The organism is Streptomyces ochraceiscleroticus, assembly GCF_000720485.1.
GTDB classification, from domain to species: Bacteria; Actinomycetota; Actinomycetes; order Streptomycetales; family Streptomycetaceae; genus Streptomyces; species Streptomyces ochraceiscleroticus.
This window is the reverse complement of record NZ_JOAX01000011.1, coordinates 114932-132174: the sequence shown is the minus strand read 5'-3', so window position 1 is coordinate 132174 and position 17243 is coordinate 114932. Positions and strand designations below refer to the sequence as shown.

The following is a 17243-nucleotide window of genomic DNA, read 5'->3' as shown; positions in this document are numbered from 1 at the left end:
GTGATCGGCCGTGACCGATCATGACCAGATCTCGCGCCGTACTGCCGTCACGGCCGTAGCCACGACCGCCGCCCTGCTGCCCTTCGGCGCCACCGCCACCGCGCGCGCCGCCGAGCCCGCCGCCGCGGCCCCCTTCCAGCACGGCATCGCCTCCGGCGACCCGCTGCCCGACGGCGTCCTGCTGTGGACCCGCGTCACCCCCGCCGCCGACGCGCTGCCGGGCTCCGGCAAGGGCCCGGCCACCGAGGTGAGCTGGCAGGTGGCCGCCGACAAGGGCTTCGCCAAGGTGGTCGCGCGGGGAACCGCGACCGCCTCGGCGGCCACCGACCACACCGTCAAGGCGGACGTACGGGGCCTCGTGCCCGCCACCACCTACTGGTTCCGCTTCACCGCGCTCGGCGTCCACTCCCCCGTGGGCCGCACCCGCACCGCGCCCGCCGCCGGGACCGCGGCCGCCAACGTCCGCTTCGGCGTGGTCTCCTGCGCCAACTGGGAGTCCGGCTACTTCTCGCCGTACCGCCACCTCGCGGCCCGCACCGACCTGGACGCGGTGCTGCACCTCGGCGACTACCTCTACGAGTACAAGACGGGCGAGTACCCGGCGCTGAAGTACGTCGTGCGCCCGCACTCCCCCGGCCACGAGATCATCACGCTGGCCGACTACCGGATCCGGCACGGCGTCCACAAGACCGATCCCGACGCGCAGGCGATGCACGCCACGCACCCGGTGATCGCGATGTGGGACGACCACGAGTTCGCCGACAACGCCTGGCAGGGCGGCGCGTACAACCACACGCCCGGCGCGGAGGGCGACTGGGCGGCGCGGATGGCCGCGGCGAAGCAGGCGTACTTCGAGTGGATGCCGGTACGCCCCTCCACCGCCGGCACCACCTACCGCCGCCTGCAGTTCGGCACGCTCGCCGATCTGCACCTGCTGGACCTGCGCAGCTTCCGCGACGAGCAGGTGCCGGTCGGCAGCGGCAGGGCCGACGACCCGGGCCGCACGCTCACCGGGCGCGCCCAGCTCGACTGGCTGAAGGCGGGGCTGGAACGCTCGGCGGCGGCCTGGCGGCTGGTCGGCACCTCCGTGATGATCTCTCAGGTGGCCTTCGGGTCCGTGCCCGCGCATCTGCTGGGCCCGCTCGCCGAGGTGCTCGGCCTGCCCAAGGAGGGGCTGGCCATCAACACCGACCAGTGGGACGGCTACACCGACGACCGGCGCGAGCTGCTGTCGCACCTCAGCGACCGGTCCATCGGCAACACCGTCTTCCTGACCGGCGACATCCACATGGCGTGGGCCAACGACGTACCGCTCAAGGCCGCGACGTACCCGTCACAGGACCCGGTGGCCACCGAGTTCGTCGTCACCTCGGTCACCTCCGACAACCTCGACGACACCCTTCATGTCGCCCCGCACACGGCCTCGCTGCCCGCCGCCGCGGCGATCCGCGCCGCCAACCGGCACGTGAAGTGGCTGGACATGGACAGCCACGGCTACGGCGTCCTGGACGTCACCGCCGAGCGCACGCAGATGGACTACTTCGCCGTCTCCGACAAGGCGGACAAGAACGCCACGTCCGCGCACGTGCGCTCGTACCGCACGCTCAGCGGTACCCAGCGCGTGGAGCGGGCCGACGGGCCGGTGGTCTGAGCGGGGACCGCGTACGGCCGCCGGGCCGCGCCTCGGGGCTCCGGGCTCACAGGCTCGCGAGGAAGCCCAGCCCCACCTTCCAGGCACTCTCGGCGGCCTCCTTGTCATGGTCGGGCAGCCCGTCGTCGGTGAAGAGGTGCCCGGCCCCGGCGTAGCGGTAGATCTCCACGTCGGCGCCGGCCCGCTGCATGCGGAGGTACCAGGCGTTCAGCCAGTCGTGCGGCTCGAAGGGGTCGGGGTCGGCGACGTGGAGCTGGACCGGCAGCTCGTCCACAGAGGCGTCGTCGGCGATGTCGGACGTCCCGTGCATCAGCAGCAGGCCGCGCGCCTTCTCGTCGCCCAGCGCCAGGTTCTGCGCCACGGAGCCGCCGAAGGACAGGCCGGCGTAGACCAGCCCGCGGTCGGAGTACGGGGCCGAGGCCACCACCGCGCGCCGCAGCAGCTCGTCCTTGCCGATCTCGTCCTTGATCGCGATGCCGTCCTCGATGGTGTCCGCGGTGCGCCCGTCGAACAGGTCGGGAACGATCACTTCATGGCCGGATGCACGCAGCCGCTCGGCGCCCGCCTGTACAGCCGGCCGCAGCCCGTATACAGAATGGAACAGAATGACGGTTTGAGTCGCCGCAGAGCCGGTCACTGGATTCACTTCCCTGTCGATGGATCGCACTCCTTCCATCGTGCCAGTTACGGTCGACAGGGAGCGGACCCCGACCAGGAGGAATCACGTGTCCATGGAGGACGTACTGCGTCCGCTGATCGTCGTGGGCGGTTCGGTCGCCCTCACGCTCGCCCTGGGATGGGCGGCCGACCTGGCGATGCGCCGGGCCGACGCCGCGCGCCCGGACACCCCGCTGTGGGGGCTGCTGCGGCGCTGCCGGATACCGCTCCAAGTGGTGCTTCTGACGGCGCTGTTGCGCGGCACCTTCGACCGCACCAACCTCACGATCATCGACGCGCACAGCGCCGGCATCGGGCAGTTGCTCTCCCTCGTCCTGATCGCCGCCACCGCCTGGCTGGCGATCAGGATCTCGGCGGCGATCGTGGAGTCCTCGTACTCGCGGTACGCGGCGGGCGCCCGGGACGCCGCACGGGTCCGCCGGGTCCGTACGCAGGTCACGCTGATCCAGCGGGTGGTCACCGCGATCGTCACCGTCGTCGCCGTCGCCGCGATGCTGCTGACCTTCCCGGAGATGCGCGCCGTCGGCACCTCGATGCTGGCCTCGGCCGGTGTGCTGGGCATCGTCGCCGGTGTCGCGGCGCAGTCCACGCTCGGCAACCTCTTCGCGGGCCTGCAGATCGCCTTCGGTGACATGGTGCGGATCGGCGACACGGTCGTGGTGGACGGCGAGTGGGGCACGGTCGAGGAGATCACGCTGACCTTCCTGACCGTACGGACCTGGGACGAGCGCCGGATCACCATGCCGGTTTCGTACTTCACCAGCAATCCGTTCGAGAACTGGTCGCGCGGCGGCGCGCAGATGACCGGCACCGTCTTCTTTCAGCTCGACCACAGCGCACCGGTCGAGGAGATGCGCGAGAAGCTGACGGAGATCCTGAAGAACTCCGACGCCTGGGACGGCCGGGCGCAGACCCTGGTGGTCACGGACACCACGCCCACCACGATCGAGGTGCGGGCGCTGGTCACCGCCCGGGACGCGGACGCGATCTGGACGGTGCGCTGCGAGGTGCGCGAGCAGATGATCACGTGGCTGCGGGACGCGCACCCGTACGCGCTCCCGCGCATCGCGACCGCGCCGGCCCCCGCACTGGAGCCCGCCGAGGGGCAGGCCCGGCCCTCCCTTGAGAAGTAGCGTTTCAGCAGGAGATCAGGAGGACGTGCTGCGCATACTCCGTACGTCCAGGTGACGCAGCACCCGGTCGACCACCTCCGGGTCCGAGCCGGGCTCGCTGCGCGCCGAGAGCACTTCGTGGCGCGCGGCCGACAGCAGCTCGCCCTGGATCCGCTGGACCTTCTTCACGCGCGCGATGCGCTTGTCGTAGCCCTCGCGCCGCTCGTCGTCCACGATGTCCGGCGAGATGCGGGCGCCCATCTCGTACGTGCTCCGGGAGAGCCGCTCCACGACCTCGTCGGACAGCTCCTCCTCCGCCAGCACCTCCTTCAGCCGCTTCCTGGACGCCTTGACCACCCGGACCGCCAGCTCGCGCTCCAGCGCGTCCTCAGCGTCCGTGTCGGCCCGCACGCCCAGCTTCTTGACCAGGAAGGGCAGCGTCAGGCCCTGCACGACGAGGGTGGCCAGCACCACGGCGAAGGCGATGAAGAGGATCTCGTCGCGGGCCGGGAACGCCTTGCCGCCGTCGATCTCGTACGGGATGGCCAGCGCCAGCGCCACCGAGGCCACCCCGCGCATCCCCGACCACCACATCACGATGGTCTCCCGCCAGCTGGACGGGATCTCCTCCGCGATGCGGTGCCGGTGCAGCCGCCTGGCCAGCCACGCGGCGGGCAGCAGCCACAGCAGCCGGACGCCCACCACGACGGCGACGACGGCGGCGCAGGCCCCCAGGAGCTGCTGCCAGTGCCCGGCGGCGGTGCCGAAGATGTTGTGCAGCTCCAGGCCGATCAGGCCGAACGCGACGCCGGTGACGAGGGTGTCGACGACCTCCCAGAAGGTGTGCCCGGCGAGCCGGCCCATCACGTCGTCGGCGTCGGCGGCGTAGTGCGCGAGGAAGAGCGCGGCGGTGAGCACGCCCAGCACGCCGGAGCCGTGCAGCTCCTCGGAGAGGACGTACGCCACGAACGGCACCAGCAGCGACAGACCGACCTGCAGGGTCGCGTCGTCGACCACGTCCATCAGCTTGTTGGCCAGCCAGCCGAGCACCACGCCGACCACTATCGCCACGACGGCGGAGAGCACCAGCATGCCGACGGCGGCCGGCGCCGAGAAGGTGCCGGAGACCGCGGCGGCCAGCGCCACGTGGTACAGCACGATCGCGGTGACGTCGTTGAAGAGCCCCTCGCCCTCCAGGATCGACACCAGTCGGCGGGGCAGCCCGAGCTTGCCGGCGACCGCGGTCGCGGCGACCGGGTCCGGCGGCGCGACCAGCGCGCCCAGGACGACGGCGGCGGCCACCGGCAGACCGGGGACGACGCTGTGCGCGACGGCGGCGACGGCCGCGGTGGTCGCGAAGACCAGCGCCACCGCGAGCAGGAAGATCGGCCTGATGTTGGCGGTGAACTGGCGCCAGGACGTGCGCTGCACCGCCGCGTACAGCAGCGGTGGCAGCAGCAGCGGGAGGATGTACTCCGGCGGCACATGGACGTTCGGGACGAACGGCAGCAGGGCCAGCACGGCGCCCCCGATCGTCATCAGCACCGGTGACGGCAGCCCCAGCCGGTCACCCAGCGGGACCATGACCACGGCCCCCAGCAGCAGGACGAACATCAGGGCCAGCTGGTCCACGGCAGGCACGCTCCGGAGCTTCGAAATCAGTCGATCACTGATCAAGCCTGCCATGAAGTCCGGGAAACGCCCGCCGACAGGTCCTTCGGTGGCGGCGGGCCGAGCCGGTCCGGGGTGTCAGGCGCTCTCGGCGCGCACCCGGTCCAGGGCGCGCTGCAGGTCCTCCGGGTACTCGCTCTCGAACTCCACCCAGCGGCCGTCCGCCGGGTGCTCGAAGCCGAGGCGCACGGCGTGCAGCCACTGCCGGGAGAGGCCGAGGCGCTTGGCGAGCGTGGGGTCGGCGCCGTAGGTGAGGTCGCCGACGCAGGGGTGGCGGTGCGCGGACATGTGCACGCGGATCTGATGCGTGCGGCCGGTCTCCAGCTTGATGTCCAGCAGGCTGGCCGCGCGGAACGCCTCGACGAGGTCGTAGTGCGTGACGGAGGGCTTGCCGTCGGCGGTCACTGCCCACTTGTAGTCGTGCTGCGGGTGGCGGCCGATCGGGGCGTCGATCGTGCCGCTGAGCGGGTCGGGGTGGCCCTGGACGAGGGCGTTGTACCGCTTCTCCGGGACGCGCTCCTTGAACTGGCGCTTCAGGGACGTGTACGCGCGCTCGGACTTGGCGACGACCATCAGGCCCGACGTGCCGACGTCCAGGCGGTGCACGACGCCCTGGCGCTCCGCCGCGCCGGAGGTGGAGATGCGGTACCCGGCCGCTGCCAGGCCGCCGATGACGGTCGTGCCGGTCCAGCCGGGGCTGGGGTGCGCGGCGACGCCGACCGGCTTCATGATCACGACGATGTCGTCGTCGTCATGGACGATCTCCATGCCCTCGACGGGCTCGGCGACGATCTCCACGGGCGCGGGGGCCTGCGGCATCTCGACTTCCAGCCAGGCGCCGCCGTGCACCCGCTCGGACTTCATCACCTCGGACCCGTCGACCCGGACCTTTCCGGCGGCGGCGAGCTCGGCCGCCTTCGTACGGGAAAAGCCGAACATGCGGGCCAGCGCGGCGTCGACGCGCTCGCCCTCCAGGCCGTCCGGTACGGGCAGGGTGCGGATCTCGGGAATCGTGCTCACCCCACGAGTATGGCAGTCCCCGCGGACACTTCCGCCGGCCCCGCCCCTGCCTGTGGACAACCCTTGCGGGGCCCGGCGTCAGTCCTTGTGAACGGTGCCGTCCGGGTCCAGGCCGCGGAAGGAGAGCAGCACGATCAGGATGCCGCCGCAGACGATCCCGGAGTCGGCGAGATTGAAGACCGCGAAGTGCGCGGGGGCGATGAAGTCGACCACCGCGCCCTGGAAGACGCCGGGCGAGCGGAAGAGCCGGTCGGTGAGGTTGCCGAAGGCGCCGCCGAGCAGCAGGCCGAGCGCGAGAGCCCAGGGCAGGCTGTAGAGCTTGCGGGCGATCCGGAAGATCACCACGATCACCGCGGCGGCGATCAACGTCAGGAAGATGGTCAGCGCCTCGCCCATGCTGAAGGCGGCACCGCGGTTGCGGATCACCTCGAACTGCAGCAGCGTGCCGATCACCTGGACCGGCTCGTGGTGCTCCAGCTTGGCCACCACCAGCAGCTTGCTGCCCAGGTCCAGGAGGTACACGATCAGCGCGACGAGCAGCAGCGCGCCGATCCGCCGCCGCCCGCGCGGCGCGGCGCTCGCGCCCGTCTCCGCCACGCCCTGCTCGGTCTCCCCGCCGTCCCCCTGCCCGGGCTCCGGTCCGTTGCCCGGCGTACCGGTGATGCGCTCCGCCTCTGCCACGTGTGAGTCCTCAGCCCGTTCCGTGTCCGCGGCCAGGCCCCCGCCTGGCTGAGGTCGAGGGTACGGCACCGAGGGCAAGCGCAGGTGAGTACGGGTGCGGCTGCGCGTACCGGAACGGCACGGGGCCGGGGCGGCGCCGCCCCGGCCCCGCCCGCTCCTACCGCCGCTCGGTCTTCTGCTTGCACTCCACGCAGAGCGTGGCCCGGGGGAACGCCTGCATACGCGCCTTCCCGATCGGCTTGCCGCAGTTCTCGCAGAGCCCGTACGTGCCCGCGTCCAGCCGCTCCAGCGCCCGTTCGGTCTGCAGCAGCATCTCGCGCGCGTTGGAGGCCAGCGCCATCTCGTGCTCGCGGGTGATGTTCTTCGAGCCGGTGTCGGCCTCGTCACCCGTACTGTCGCTGGAGTCCCGCATCAGGCCCGCGATGGCGTCCTCGGAGGACCGGATCTCGTCGCGCAGCCGGTTCTCCTCCTCCCGCAGCATCGAACGGGCCTCCTCGACCTCACCCTCCGACCACGGATCCTCGCCCGGCCGTACGGGCAGCTCGGCGGCGGTCGCCGGGCCGGTACGCGCCTTGGGCAGGGCCGTCGCGGCGGCCGTCTGCTCACTGTCGTCCACCGCAGCGGCCGGTGCCCCGCCCGGAGTCTTCTTCGCCACCACCGTCTTGGCTCCCGTCTTTTTCGCGGGCACCGCCTCTTCCGGCGGTGCAGCCTTCTTGGCCGTGCTCTTGCCGGCGGCCGTCCCGGCCGTCGTCCCCTCGGCCCCGGTGTCCCCGGCGGACGCTTTCTCCGCCGTGGTCCGCCCGGCCGGGGCTTTCCCGGCCGGCGCCTTCTTGGCCGCGGCCTTCCTGCCCGTGGTCGTCTTGTGTGCGGCCTCCTTGGGGGGCGGATTCCCGGTCGCGGTTCTGTCCGTTCCGGTGTCGTCGGCCTCTGTGGACGCGTGCCCCGTCACGGCCTCCTCGGTCGCGGCGTCCTCGGGAGCGTCCTCCCCCACCGGCGCGTTCCCGGTCGCCGTCTTCTTCGCCGCGGCCTTCTTCGCCGTCTTCCTGGCGGGCTGCTTCTTCGCGGCGCTCTGCCCCGCCCCGGCATCACCGAGGGGCGCACCGCCGGCCCGGGCCGCCTCGTCGGGCCGGCCCGTCACGGGGTCGGGCACCGGGTCCGTCGCCGGGTCTCCGGCCGCGGCTCCGTCCGGCGGCGCGCCCCGTCCGTGCGCCGCCGTGCTGTCGTGCGCGGCGGTCTCTTTCGCCACCATGGCCGCGATCCCTTCACGTATGTGATCTTGCTCGCGAATCGTGACCGGAACGATAAATCGACTCACAGCACGCGGCAACGGGACGCACCGCCCTCCACCGTCCGGTCTCCCCGCACGGGAGCCCGGTCTGCAACCGTTGTGCCCCGCTCCCCGCCCGGTAATCCGGCCGCGATCCGGCAGCCCATCAGGGGCGCGGCGGCTCCTTCGTACGCCTGCCGCATTCCGTCGCGTTGCGTATCGGCATTCGGGTCAAGCTTCCCGCCGCCGGTACCCCGGTCGGCGCAGCACGGAAAAGCGGGCGGCCGTCCCGTCCCGCGCCCCGTACACTGGGCGGAGCGAAAGGCGTGGATGGGACGAGTAGCGCCGCACGCAGCCAAGAGCGACCCGGGGACGGTGGGAGCCCGGGGGTGTGCGCGACGTGAAGATCACCCCGGAGCCGCCGGAAGAACGCCCCAGGAAGCCCCTGGGTGCCATTAGACCCGGCATCGCGACCCCAATGAGGGGGCCGAGGAGTTCCTTCTCGGCCAAGGAGGGTGGTACCGCGGGAGCAGCAGCTCTCGTCCCTCCGGTCGGAGAACGCAAGCGGTGTCCGCCGGAGGAAGCCCCCGATGAGTCCCACACCCCAGTACAACCAGGTGCCCGCGCAGGTGGACCTGCCCGCCCTCGAGCATGCCGTGCTCGACTTCTGGCAGGAGCAGAAGGTCTTCGCGCGCACTCTCGAGCAGTCCGAGGGACGCCCGGAGTGGGTGTTCTACGAGGGCCCGCCGACGGCGAACGGCATGCCGGGCGCGCACCACATCGAGGCCCGCGTCTTCAAGGACGTCTTCCCCCGCTTCCGCACCATGCAGGGCTACCACGTCGGCCGCAAGGCCGGCTGGGACTGCCACGGCCTCCCGGTCGAGCTGGCCGTGGAGAAGGAGCTGGGCTTCAACGGCAAGAAGGACATCGAGGCGTACGGCATCGCCGAGTTCAACGCCAAGTGCCGCGAGTCGGTGACCCGCCACACGGACGCCTTCGCCGAGCTCACCACGCGTATGGGCTACTGGACCGACCTCGATGCCCCGTACCGCACGATGGACTCCGACTACATCGAGTCGGTGTGGTGGTCGCTGAAGGAGATCTTCAAGAAGGGCCTGCTGGTCCAGGACCACCGCGTCGCCCCCTGGTGCCCCCGCTGTGGCACGGGCCTCTCGGACCACGAGCTGGCCCAGGGGTACGAGACGGTCGTCGACCCCTCGGTCTACGTCCGCCTCCCGCTGACCTCCGGCCCGCTGGCCGGCGAGGCGGCGCTGCTGATCTGGACGACCACGCCCTGGACGCTGGTCTCCAACACCGCGGTCGCCGCGCACCCGGACGTCACCTACGTCGTCGCCACGGACGGCAACGAGAAGCTGGTCGTCGCCGAGCCGCTGGTCGAGAAGGCGCTGGGCGAGGACTGGACGACCACGGGGCAGCGCTTCACCGGCCGCGAGATGGAGCGCTGGGCGTACCAGCGCCCGTTCGACCTGGTCGAGCTCGAAGGCGCGAACTTCGTCGTCAACGCCGAGTACGTCACCACCGAGGACGGCACGGGCCTGGTCCACCAGGCGCCCGCCTTCGGTGAGGACGACCTCAAGACCTGCAAGGGCTACGGCCTGCCGGTCGTGAACCCGGTCCGCCCCGACGGCACCTTCGAGGAGGACCTCGCCCTGGTCGGCGGGCAGTTCTTCAAGAAGGCCGACGAGGCGCTGGTCGCCGACCTGGACGCGCGCGGCCTGATGTTCCGCCACCTCGCGTACGAGCACAGCTACCCGCACTGCTGGCGCTGCCACACGGCGCTGCTGTACTACGCCCAGCCGTCCTGGTACATCCGCACCACGGCCGTCAAGGACGCCCTGCTCCGCGAGAACGAGAACACCAACTGGTTCCCGGAGTCGGTCAAGCACGGCCGCTTCGGCGACTGGCTGAACAACAACATCGACTGGGCGCTGTCCCGCAACCGCTACTGGGGCACCCCGCTGCCCATCTGGCGCTGCGAGGAGAACCACCTCACCTGCGTCGGCTCGCTCGCGGAGCTGACGGAGCTGACGGGCACCGACCAGACGGGCCTGGACCCGCACCGCCCGTACATCGACGACATCACCTTCACCTGCTCCCACGAGGGCTGCTCGGCGGAGGCCGTGCGCGTCCCCGAGGTCATCGACGCCTGGTACGACTCGGGTTCGATGCCGTTCGCGCAGTGGGGCTACCCGTACCGCAACAAGGACCTCTTCGAGAAGCGGTACCCGGCGCAGTTCATCTCCGAGGCCATCGACCAGACCCGCGGCTGGTTCTACACGCTGATGGCCGTCGGCACGCTCGTCTTCGACAAGTCGTCGTACGAGAACGTCGTCTGCCTCGGCCACATCCTGGCCGAGGACGGCCGGAAGATGTCCAAGCACCTGGGCAACATCCTGCAGCCGATCCCGCTGATGGACCAGCACGGCGCGGACGCGGTGCGCTGGTTCATGGCGGCCGGCGGCTCCCCGTGGGCGGCGCGCCGCGTCGGTCACGGCACGATCCAGGAGGTCGTCCGCAAGACGCTCCTGACGTACTGGAACACCGTCGCCTTCCAGGCGCTGTACGCGCGGACGGCCGGCTGGGCGCCGAGCGCGTCCGACCCGGCGCCGGCCGACCGCCCGGTCCTGGACCGCTGGCTCCTCAGCGAGCTGAACTCCCTGGTCGAGGAGGTCACCACGGCGCTGGAGTCGTACGACACCCAGCGCGCGGGCAAGGCGCTCTCCGCCTTCGTCGACGACCTCTCGAACTGGTACGTGCGCCGGTCCCGCCGCCGCTTCTGGCAGGGTGACGCGGCCGCGCTGCGCACCCTCCACGAGGTCATCGAGACGGTCACCCGCCTGATGGCGCCGCTCACCCCGTTCATCACCGAGCGGGTCTGGCAGGACCTGGTCGTCCCGGTCAGCCCGGACGCGCCGGACTCCGTGCACCTGTCCTCCTGGCCGGTGGCGGACACCTCGGCGATCGATCCGACGCTCTCCGCGCAGATGGTCCTGGTCCGCCGGCTGGTCGAGCTGGGCCGCGCCACGCGTGCCGAGTCCGGTGTGAAGACCCGCCAGCCGCTGTCCCGCGCGCTGGTCGCGGCGGCCGGGTTCGAGACGCTCGGTGACGAGCTGCGCACCCAGATCACCGAGGAGCTGAACGTCTCCTCCCTGGCCTCGCTCTCCGAGGTGGGCGGCTCGCTGGTCGACACCACGGCCAAGGCCAATTTCCGTGCCCTGGGCAAGCGGTTCGGCAAGGGCGTCCAGGCGGTCGCCAAGGCCATCGCCCACGCGGACGCGGCGGCGCTGTCGCTGGCGCTGCGCGAGGGCACGGCCTCGGTCGAGGTCGACGGCGAGACGGTCAGCCTGGCGCCGGACGAGGTGATCATCACCGAGACCCCGCGCGAGGGCTGGTCGGTCGCCTCCGACTCGGGCGCGACTGTCGCACTGGACCTGGAGATCACCCCGGAGCTGCGCCGCGCGGGCCTCGCCCGCGACGCCATCCGCCTCATCCAGGAGGCCCGCAAGAACAGCGGCCTGGACGTCGCGGACCGGATCGCGCTGCGCTGGAGCTCGGCGGACGAGGAGGTCCGTACGGCGCTGACCGACCACGCGGCCCTGATCTCCGACGAGGTCCTGGCGACGGACTTCACGACGGGTGACGGGGACGACACGTACGGCGAGCCCTTCACGGACGAGCCGCTGTCGCTGACGTTCCGCCTCCGGAAGGCGTAACGCCAACGGACACCGCTCCGTACGCACAACACACCGAGGCCCCCGGTTCGAGCGAACCGGGGGCCTCGGCGCACCAGGGGCGCGGGGAACTGCGCGACCAACCACGACGGTGGTGCAGCCCGCCGTCGACCTGACCGCCCACGGCGATCATCGGCCCACGCCGAAGGCGAAAACGTCGGTCCACGCCGAAGGCGAAAAGGGCCGGGCCCCCGGGGAGATCCCCAGGGGCCCGGCCCTGATTGCCGACTAAGTGCGACGCGCCAGCGTCAGCCGCCTCAGCTGTCGTCCTCGTCGATGAGGAAGCCACGCATCGGCGACGGAGCCTGCTGCATCTGCTGCTGGCCCTGCGGCCGGACCGGCGCCATCGGCTGGGTCATGGCCGGCGACATCTGCTGCTGACCGCCGTACGACGGGGCGCTGCTGCCGTTCGAACCGCCGTGGCCGCCCATGGACTGGTTGCCGCCCATGGTGTGGCTGGAGCCGCCGCCCATGGAGCCGGCACCGGCCGACGCCATCGACGGGGACGCCGGCAGCGAGGCCGCAGCCGGGGTCCGCGGCGGGGCGAGCGACTCGTCGGACTGGTTCTCCAGCTGACGGAGCTGGCTCTCCAGGTACGACTTCAGTCGCGTGCGGTACTCGCGCTCGAAGCCTCGCAGGTCCTCGACCTTGCGCTCCAGCGTGGCGCGGGCGGACTCCAGGGAGCCCATCGCGACGCGGTGCTTCTCCTGCGCGTCCCGCTCCAGCGCGTCGGCCTTGGCGCGGGCGTCCCGCTCCAGGCCCTCGGCGCGGCTGCGCGCCTCGCCGACGATCTTGTTGGCCTCGGAACGGGCCTCCGCGATCGCCTGGTCTGCGGTCTGCTGCGCCAGCGACAGCACGCGCGCGGCGCTGTCACCGCCCGGGCCGCCCTGGCCCGGCTGCGGAAGCTGCGGGCCGCCCTGCGGACCACCCATCGGGCCGCCCATGGGACCGCCGGGGCCCATCTGGCCGCCGTGCGGGCCCTGCGGACCGGGACCGTGGCCACCGGGACCTGCGGGCAGCTGCGGTGCACCGCCGGGCAGCTGGGGCGGGCCACCCATCCCCTGCTGCTGGCCGGGCGGGACCGGCTGCGGACCTGATATGGCGGCGGGCACGGGGGCACCGGGCCGCTGCTGCTGCGGCGGGCCGTCCTGCTGCTCCTGCTGCTTGCGCATCCCCTGCTGCTGCTGGCTCTGGGCGGCAGCACGAGTGGCGGCGGCCAGCTTGGCGCGCAGGTCCTCGTTCTCCCGGAGCAGACGGGTCAGTTCTGCTTCGACCTCATCGAGGAAGGCATCGACCTCGTCCTCGTCATAGCCTTCTCGGAGGCGGACGGTCGTGAACTGCTTGTTCCGCACGTCCTCGGGGGTCAACGGCATCTCTTCTTCACCTCAACGTAGTCGTCGGCAATCGGCAAGACCGTATCGTTCACAGCCGGCTCACGGCCTCACGACGGTGATCAGGATGTAGACGATGATCATCAGTACGAAGAAGGACAGGTCGAGCGCCACGCCCCCGAGACGCAGCGGCGGTATGACACGCCGCAGAAGCTTGAGTGGCGGATCAGTGACAGTGTAAGTGGCCTCCAGTACGACCACCATCGCCTTGCCGGGTTGCCATGAACGGGCGAACTGGAACACGTAGTCCATCACCAGCCGGAAGATCAACACAATGAGGAAGCAGTACAGCGCGATATAGATCACCTGCAGTGCGATGCCCATCTCGCGCTTCCCTCTCCCCTTGCCTGTGCCGGCCCTACGGCCTCGGTGTGCCCGGTGTTGCGTCTCAGCTCTGGTTGAAGAACCCGCCCTCTGCGATACGGGCCTTGTCCTCCGCCGTGACATCGACGTTAGCAGGAGACAGCAGGAACACCTTCTGTGTCACCCGCTCGATGCTCCCGTGCAAACCGAACACCAACCCGGCCGCAAAGTCGACAAGTCGCTTCGCGTCCGTGTCGTCCATCTCCGTCAGATTCATGATCACCGGAGTGCCCTCACGGAAGTGTTCCCCGATGGTACGGGCTTCGTTGTAGGTCCGGGGGTGCAGTGTGGTGATGCGGTACGGCTCCCGCTCGGACACAACCTTGGGCATGATCACCGGTGCGTTCTTCTCCAGATTCGGACGTTCGGGTGTGATGGACGCCACGGGGGCGATTCGGGCGGGTCGTCCGTTTTCCGTACCCACTGGCGGAGACTCGCGCTGCGCCGGCGGCGATACGACTCGTGCCGGTTCGTCCCGTTCGGGGCGTGACTCCGTGGGCGGCTGGTGCTGTTGCCGCCTCTCGGGCTCGGGCTCCGGGTCGAGTTCGGGCTCGAAGTCGTCGTCGGGGTCGAAGCCCCGGCCGTCGTACCCATCGTCCTCCACGAGGCCGAGGTAGACCGCCATCTTGCGCATCGCGCCGGCCATTCTCTGCGTCCTCCGCTCTGTGGTGGATCGGCTCCGTCACCGGTCGCCTTGGATCCACTCGGCCTGCCCGTCTTTTGACGGTAATGACCATATTTTGTGCTGTGGTCCGACTTGCTTCGCGACGTTACCCGAGCCGTGGTCGGACTCCGAGTACCGCAGTGCCCACGCGTACATGTGTCGCACCGGCGGCCACCGCGTCCTCGAGATCCGAACTCATTCCTGCCGAGACCATTTTCGCAGCAGGATGACCCGCCCGCAGGCCGGATGCGATTTCCGTCAGCCGGTCGAAAGCCGCCCGCGGCCGGCCCGCGTACTGCCCTGCCAGCGGAGCGACCGTCATCAGGCCGCCCAGCCGCAGCCCGTCGGCCGCCGCCACCGCGTCGGCCAGCGCCGCCACCCCGTCCGGACCGACGCCGCCGCGGTCGCCGCGCTCCCCCGACTCGGCGTCAAGTGCCACCTGGATCAGGCAGTCCAGCTCGCGCCCGGCACGTACGGCCTCCTTGGAGAGCGCGGTGACGAGCTTGACCCGGTCCACGGACTGCACGATATCCGCGTAACTGGCCACAGACCGGACTTTATTTGTCTGCAATTGGCCGACGAAATGCCAAGTAAGCGGCAAATCCGAGCAAGCGGCCGCCTTGGGCGCCGCGTCCTGGTCGCGGTTCTCCGCGACGTGCCGGATGCCCAATTCCGAAAGGATACGGACATCGCTCGCCGGATAGGTCTTTGTGACCACAATCAGGGTCACATCATCGCGATTACGACCGGCTTTGGCACAAGCGGTGGAGATACGGTCCTCCACCCGGGCCAGGTTCTCGGCCAGTTCCGTTCTACGGTCCGTCACAGCTCAGCCGTCCAGCCATACATAACTCGCGAGCCGCCCCGTTGTGCGGTCGCGCCGGTACGAGAAATGGTCCGCCGATTCCAGCGTGCAGATGTGGGAATGTTCACGCACCCGCACGCCGCACCGGGCGAGTTGGGCGGCCACCCCGGCCACCACGTCCACCGCCGGGGTTCCCCAGCCGGTGGTCGCGTGGGCCTCGGGCACCGCGGCGGCGACCTCGGCGCGCATCGCCTCCGGCACCTCGTAACAGCGCCCGCAGACCGCGGGGCCGGTGTACGCGACGATCCGCTCGGGGTCGGCCCCGAGGGCGGTCATCGCCTCGACCGTGGCCGGTACGACCCCGGCCACCAGCCCGGGACGTCCGGCGTGCGCGGCGCCCGCGACCCCGGCGACCGGGTCGGCCAGGAGGACGGGGGTGCAGTCGGCGGTGAGGACGGCGAGGGCGAGACCCCGACGGGCCGTCACCACCGCGTCCACGCAGGGCACCTCGGTCCCGTCCCGCCACGGCCCGTCCACGACCGCCACGTCGCGTCCGTGCACCTGGTTCATCCAGACCACATCGGCCGGATCCAGTCCGAGGGACTTGGCCGCCAGCTCGCGATTGGTCCGTACCGCCTGTGGGTCGTCGCCCACGGCGCCGCCGAGATTGAGCTCGGCATACGGAGCGGCGCTCACCCCGCCCCACCGGTCGGTGAAGGCAAAGCGCGCGCCGCTCGCATCATTCGTCAGCACATCGTGCTGCTGCCCTATCACTGCGTGTCTTCGGCTACTTCAGGAAGTCCGGGACGTCCAGCTCCTCGGCCGTGCTGTCCGTGTACGGACGGGCCGGGGGAACCTGCGGGGCGATCGGGGGCGGGGCCGGGGCCTCGCTGACCGGCGCCGGCTCGACCGGGGCCGGCTCCTCGTCCCGCACCGGGACGGAGCCGAGGCCGCCGAAGGCCGGGCGGGGCTCCGGGGGCGCGGCCGGACGGCTCGCCGGAGCGGCCGGCTCCTCGCGCTTGCCGGAGGAGGACGAGCTGATGACGTTCTCGCGGCGGGCCGGCGGCTGACCGCCGTCGAAGCCTGCGGCGATGACCGTCACGCGGACCTCGTCGCCCAGCGCGTCGTCGATGACCGCGCCGAAGATGATGTTCGCCTCGGGGTGAGCCGCCTCGCTGACGAGCTGGGCCGCCTCGTTGATCTCGAAGAGACCGAGGTCGGAGCCGCCGGAGATGGACAGCAGCACACCGCGGGCGCCGTCGATGGACGCCTCCAGAAGCGGCGAGGAGATGGCCATTTCCGCGGCGGCCACCGCGCGGTCGTCGCCGCGCGCGGAGCCGATGCCCATGAGGGCCGAGCCCGCCTCGGACATCACGGACTTCACGTCGGCGAAGTCGAGGTTGATCAGACCCGGGGTGGTGATCAGGTCGGTGATGCCCTGGACACCGGACAGCAGCACCTGGTCGGCCGACTTGAAGGCGTCAAGAACGCTCACCTGGCGGTCCGAGATGGACAGCAGCCGGTCATTGGGGATGACGATGAGCGTGTCGACCTCTTCGCGCAGCTGCGCGATGCCGTCCTCGGCCTGGTTGGCGCGGCGGCGGCCCTCGAAGGTGAACGGCCGGGTGACCACACCGATCGTCAGGGCGCCCAGCGAGCGCGCGATGTTGGCGACCACGGGCGCGCCGCCCGTACCGGTGCCGCCGCCCTCACCCGCGGTCACGAAGACCATGTCGGCCCCCTTGAGGACCTCCTCGATCTCCTCGCGGTGGTCTTCGGCCGCCTTGCGGCCCACGTCCGGGTTTGCGCCGGCGCCGAGGCCACGCGTCATTTCACGGCCGACGTCGAGCTTGACGTCGGCGTCGCTCATCAGCAACGCCTGCGCATCGGTGTTGATCGCGATGAACTCGACGCCCTTGAGCCCGACCTCGATCATCCGGTTGATGGCGTTCACGCCACCGCCGCCGATGCCGACGACCTTGATGACTGCGAGGTAGTTCTGCGGTGCTGCCACGTCGAAGGCCTCTCGCCTCGAGTTACGTGTCGGTGCCTCACATGTGCTGTGGACAACGACTGATGCCGATGGGACGGTCCGTATTGCCGACCCGAACCCTAACGTTGAAGTTTAGGGTTACCAGTGCCTGTGTTCCCTGGGTTCTTTGGAACGAGACACTAAGTCGACAAGCGG

At 70.8% G+C, this 17243-nt stretch carries 14 protein-coding genes; 3 read left to right on the top strand and 11 right to left on the bottom strand.

What is annotated here, in order from left to right:
• Positions 1 to 10 precede the first annotated feature (10 nt).
• Positions 11 to 1651, top strand: a complete 1641-nt coding sequence (locus tag IG84_RS0116170) for an alkaline phosphatase D family protein (RefSeq protein ID WP_031056958.1) — start codon at positions 11 to 13, stop codon at positions 1649 to 1651.
• 46 nt (positions 1652 to 1697) lie between these two features.
• Here the strand turns inward: IG84_RS0116170 and IG84_RS0116165 are convergent, their stop codons facing one another.
• Positions 1698 to 2288 carry a dienelactone hydrolase family protein gene (locus IG84_RS0116165; protein ID WP_031056955.1) on the bottom strand — a complete coding sequence of 197 codons (591 nt, stop codon included), beginning with the start codon at positions 2286 to 2288 and terminating at the stop codon, positions 1698 to 1700.
• Positions 2289 to 2382: 94 nt separating this feature from the next.
• On the opposite strand from IG84_RS0116165, the gene IG84_RS0116160 reads away from it, so the two are divergent.
• Positions 2383 to 3462, top strand: coding sequence for a mechanosensitive ion channel family protein (locus tag IG84_RS0116160; protein ID WP_078648858.1), 1080 nt, complete (start codon positions 2383 to 2385; stop codon positions 3460 to 3462).
• 15 nt (positions 3463 to 3477) lie between these two features.
• On the opposite strand, the gene IG84_RS0116155 is transcribed toward IG84_RS0116160, so the two are convergent.
• The 4 genes from IG84_RS0116155 to IG84_RS0116140 all read right to left on the bottom strand — a co-directional run bounded on the left by IG84_RS0116155 (position 3478) and on the right by IG84_RS0116140 (position 8062).
• Positions 3478 to 5055 (bottom strand): Na+/H+ antiporter, encoded by a 1578-nt coding sequence (locus IG84_RS0116155; protein ID WP_382467354.1) that lies wholly within the window; start codon positions 5053 to 5055, stop codon positions 3478 to 3480.
• A gap of 135 nt (positions 5056 to 5190) precedes the next feature.
• On the bottom strand, positions 5191 to 6132 hold the full coding sequence (locus IG84_RS0116150) for an RluA family pseudouridine synthase (protein WP_031056946.1): 942 nt from the start codon (positions 6130 to 6132) through the stop codon (positions 5191 to 5193).
• A 78-nt stretch (positions 6133 to 6210) separates the two neighbouring features.
• Positions 6211 to 6813, bottom strand: coding sequence for a signal peptidase II (lspA, locus tag IG84_RS0116145; protein WP_031056944.1), 603 nt, complete (start codon positions 6811 to 6813; stop codon positions 6211 to 6213).
• A 157-nt stretch (positions 6814 to 6970) separates the two neighbouring features.
• On the bottom strand, positions 6971 to 8062 hold the full coding sequence (locus tag IG84_RS0116140) for a TraR/DksA C4-type zinc finger protein (RefSeq protein ID WP_031056941.1): 1092 nt from the start codon (positions 8060 to 8062) through the stop codon (positions 6971 to 6973).
• A gap of 608 nt (positions 8063 to 8670) precedes the next feature.
• Between IG84_RS0116140 and ileS the strand changes: the two genes are divergently transcribed.
• Positions 8671 to 11814, top strand: a complete 3144-nt coding sequence (gene ileS, locus IG84_RS0116135; RefSeq protein WP_031056938.1) for an isoleucine--tRNA ligase — start codon at positions 8671 to 8673, stop codon at positions 11812 to 11814.
• A gap of 275 nt (positions 11815 to 12089) precedes the next feature.
• Here the strand turns inward: ileS and IG84_RS0116125 are convergent, their stop codons facing one another.
• The 6 genes from IG84_RS0116125 to ftsZ form a co-directional block, all read right to left on the bottom strand.
• Positions 12090 to 13205 carry a DivIVA domain-containing protein gene (locus IG84_RS0116125; protein WP_031056936.1) on the bottom strand — a complete coding sequence of 372 codons (1116 nt, stop codon included), beginning with the start codon at positions 13203 to 13205 and terminating at the stop codon, positions 12090 to 12092.
• A gap of 60 nt (positions 13206 to 13265) precedes the next feature.
• A complete protein-coding gene (locus IG84_RS0116120; protein WP_031056935.1) occupies positions 13266 to 13547 on the bottom strand; it encodes a YggT family protein in 282 nt (93 codons plus the stop codon).
• Positions 13548 to 13611: 64 nt separating this feature from the next.
• A complete protein-coding gene (locus IG84_RS0116115; RefSeq protein WP_031056933.1) occupies positions 13612 to 14232 on the bottom strand; it encodes a cell division protein SepF in 621 nt (206 codons plus the stop codon).
• A gap of 124 nt (positions 14233 to 14356) precedes the next feature.
• Positions 14357 to 15076, bottom strand: coding sequence for a YggS family pyridoxal phosphate-dependent enzyme (locus IG84_RS0116110; protein ID WP_031056931.1), 720 nt, complete (start codon positions 15074 to 15076; stop codon positions 14357 to 14359).
• Positions 15077 to 15079: 3 nt separating this feature from the next.
• Positions 15080 to 15829, bottom strand: coding sequence for a peptidoglycan editing factor PgeF (gene pgeF / locus IG84_RS0116105; RefSeq protein ID WP_031056929.1), 750 nt, complete (start codon positions 15827 to 15829; stop codon positions 15080 to 15082).
• A 13-nt stretch (positions 15830 to 15842) separates the two neighbouring features.
• Positions 15843 to 17069, bottom strand: coding sequence for a cell division protein FtsZ (gene ftsZ / locus IG84_RS0116100; RefSeq protein ID WP_031056927.1), 1227 nt, complete (start codon positions 17067 to 17069; stop codon positions 15843 to 15845).
• Positions 17070 to 17243 lie beyond the last annotated feature (174 nt).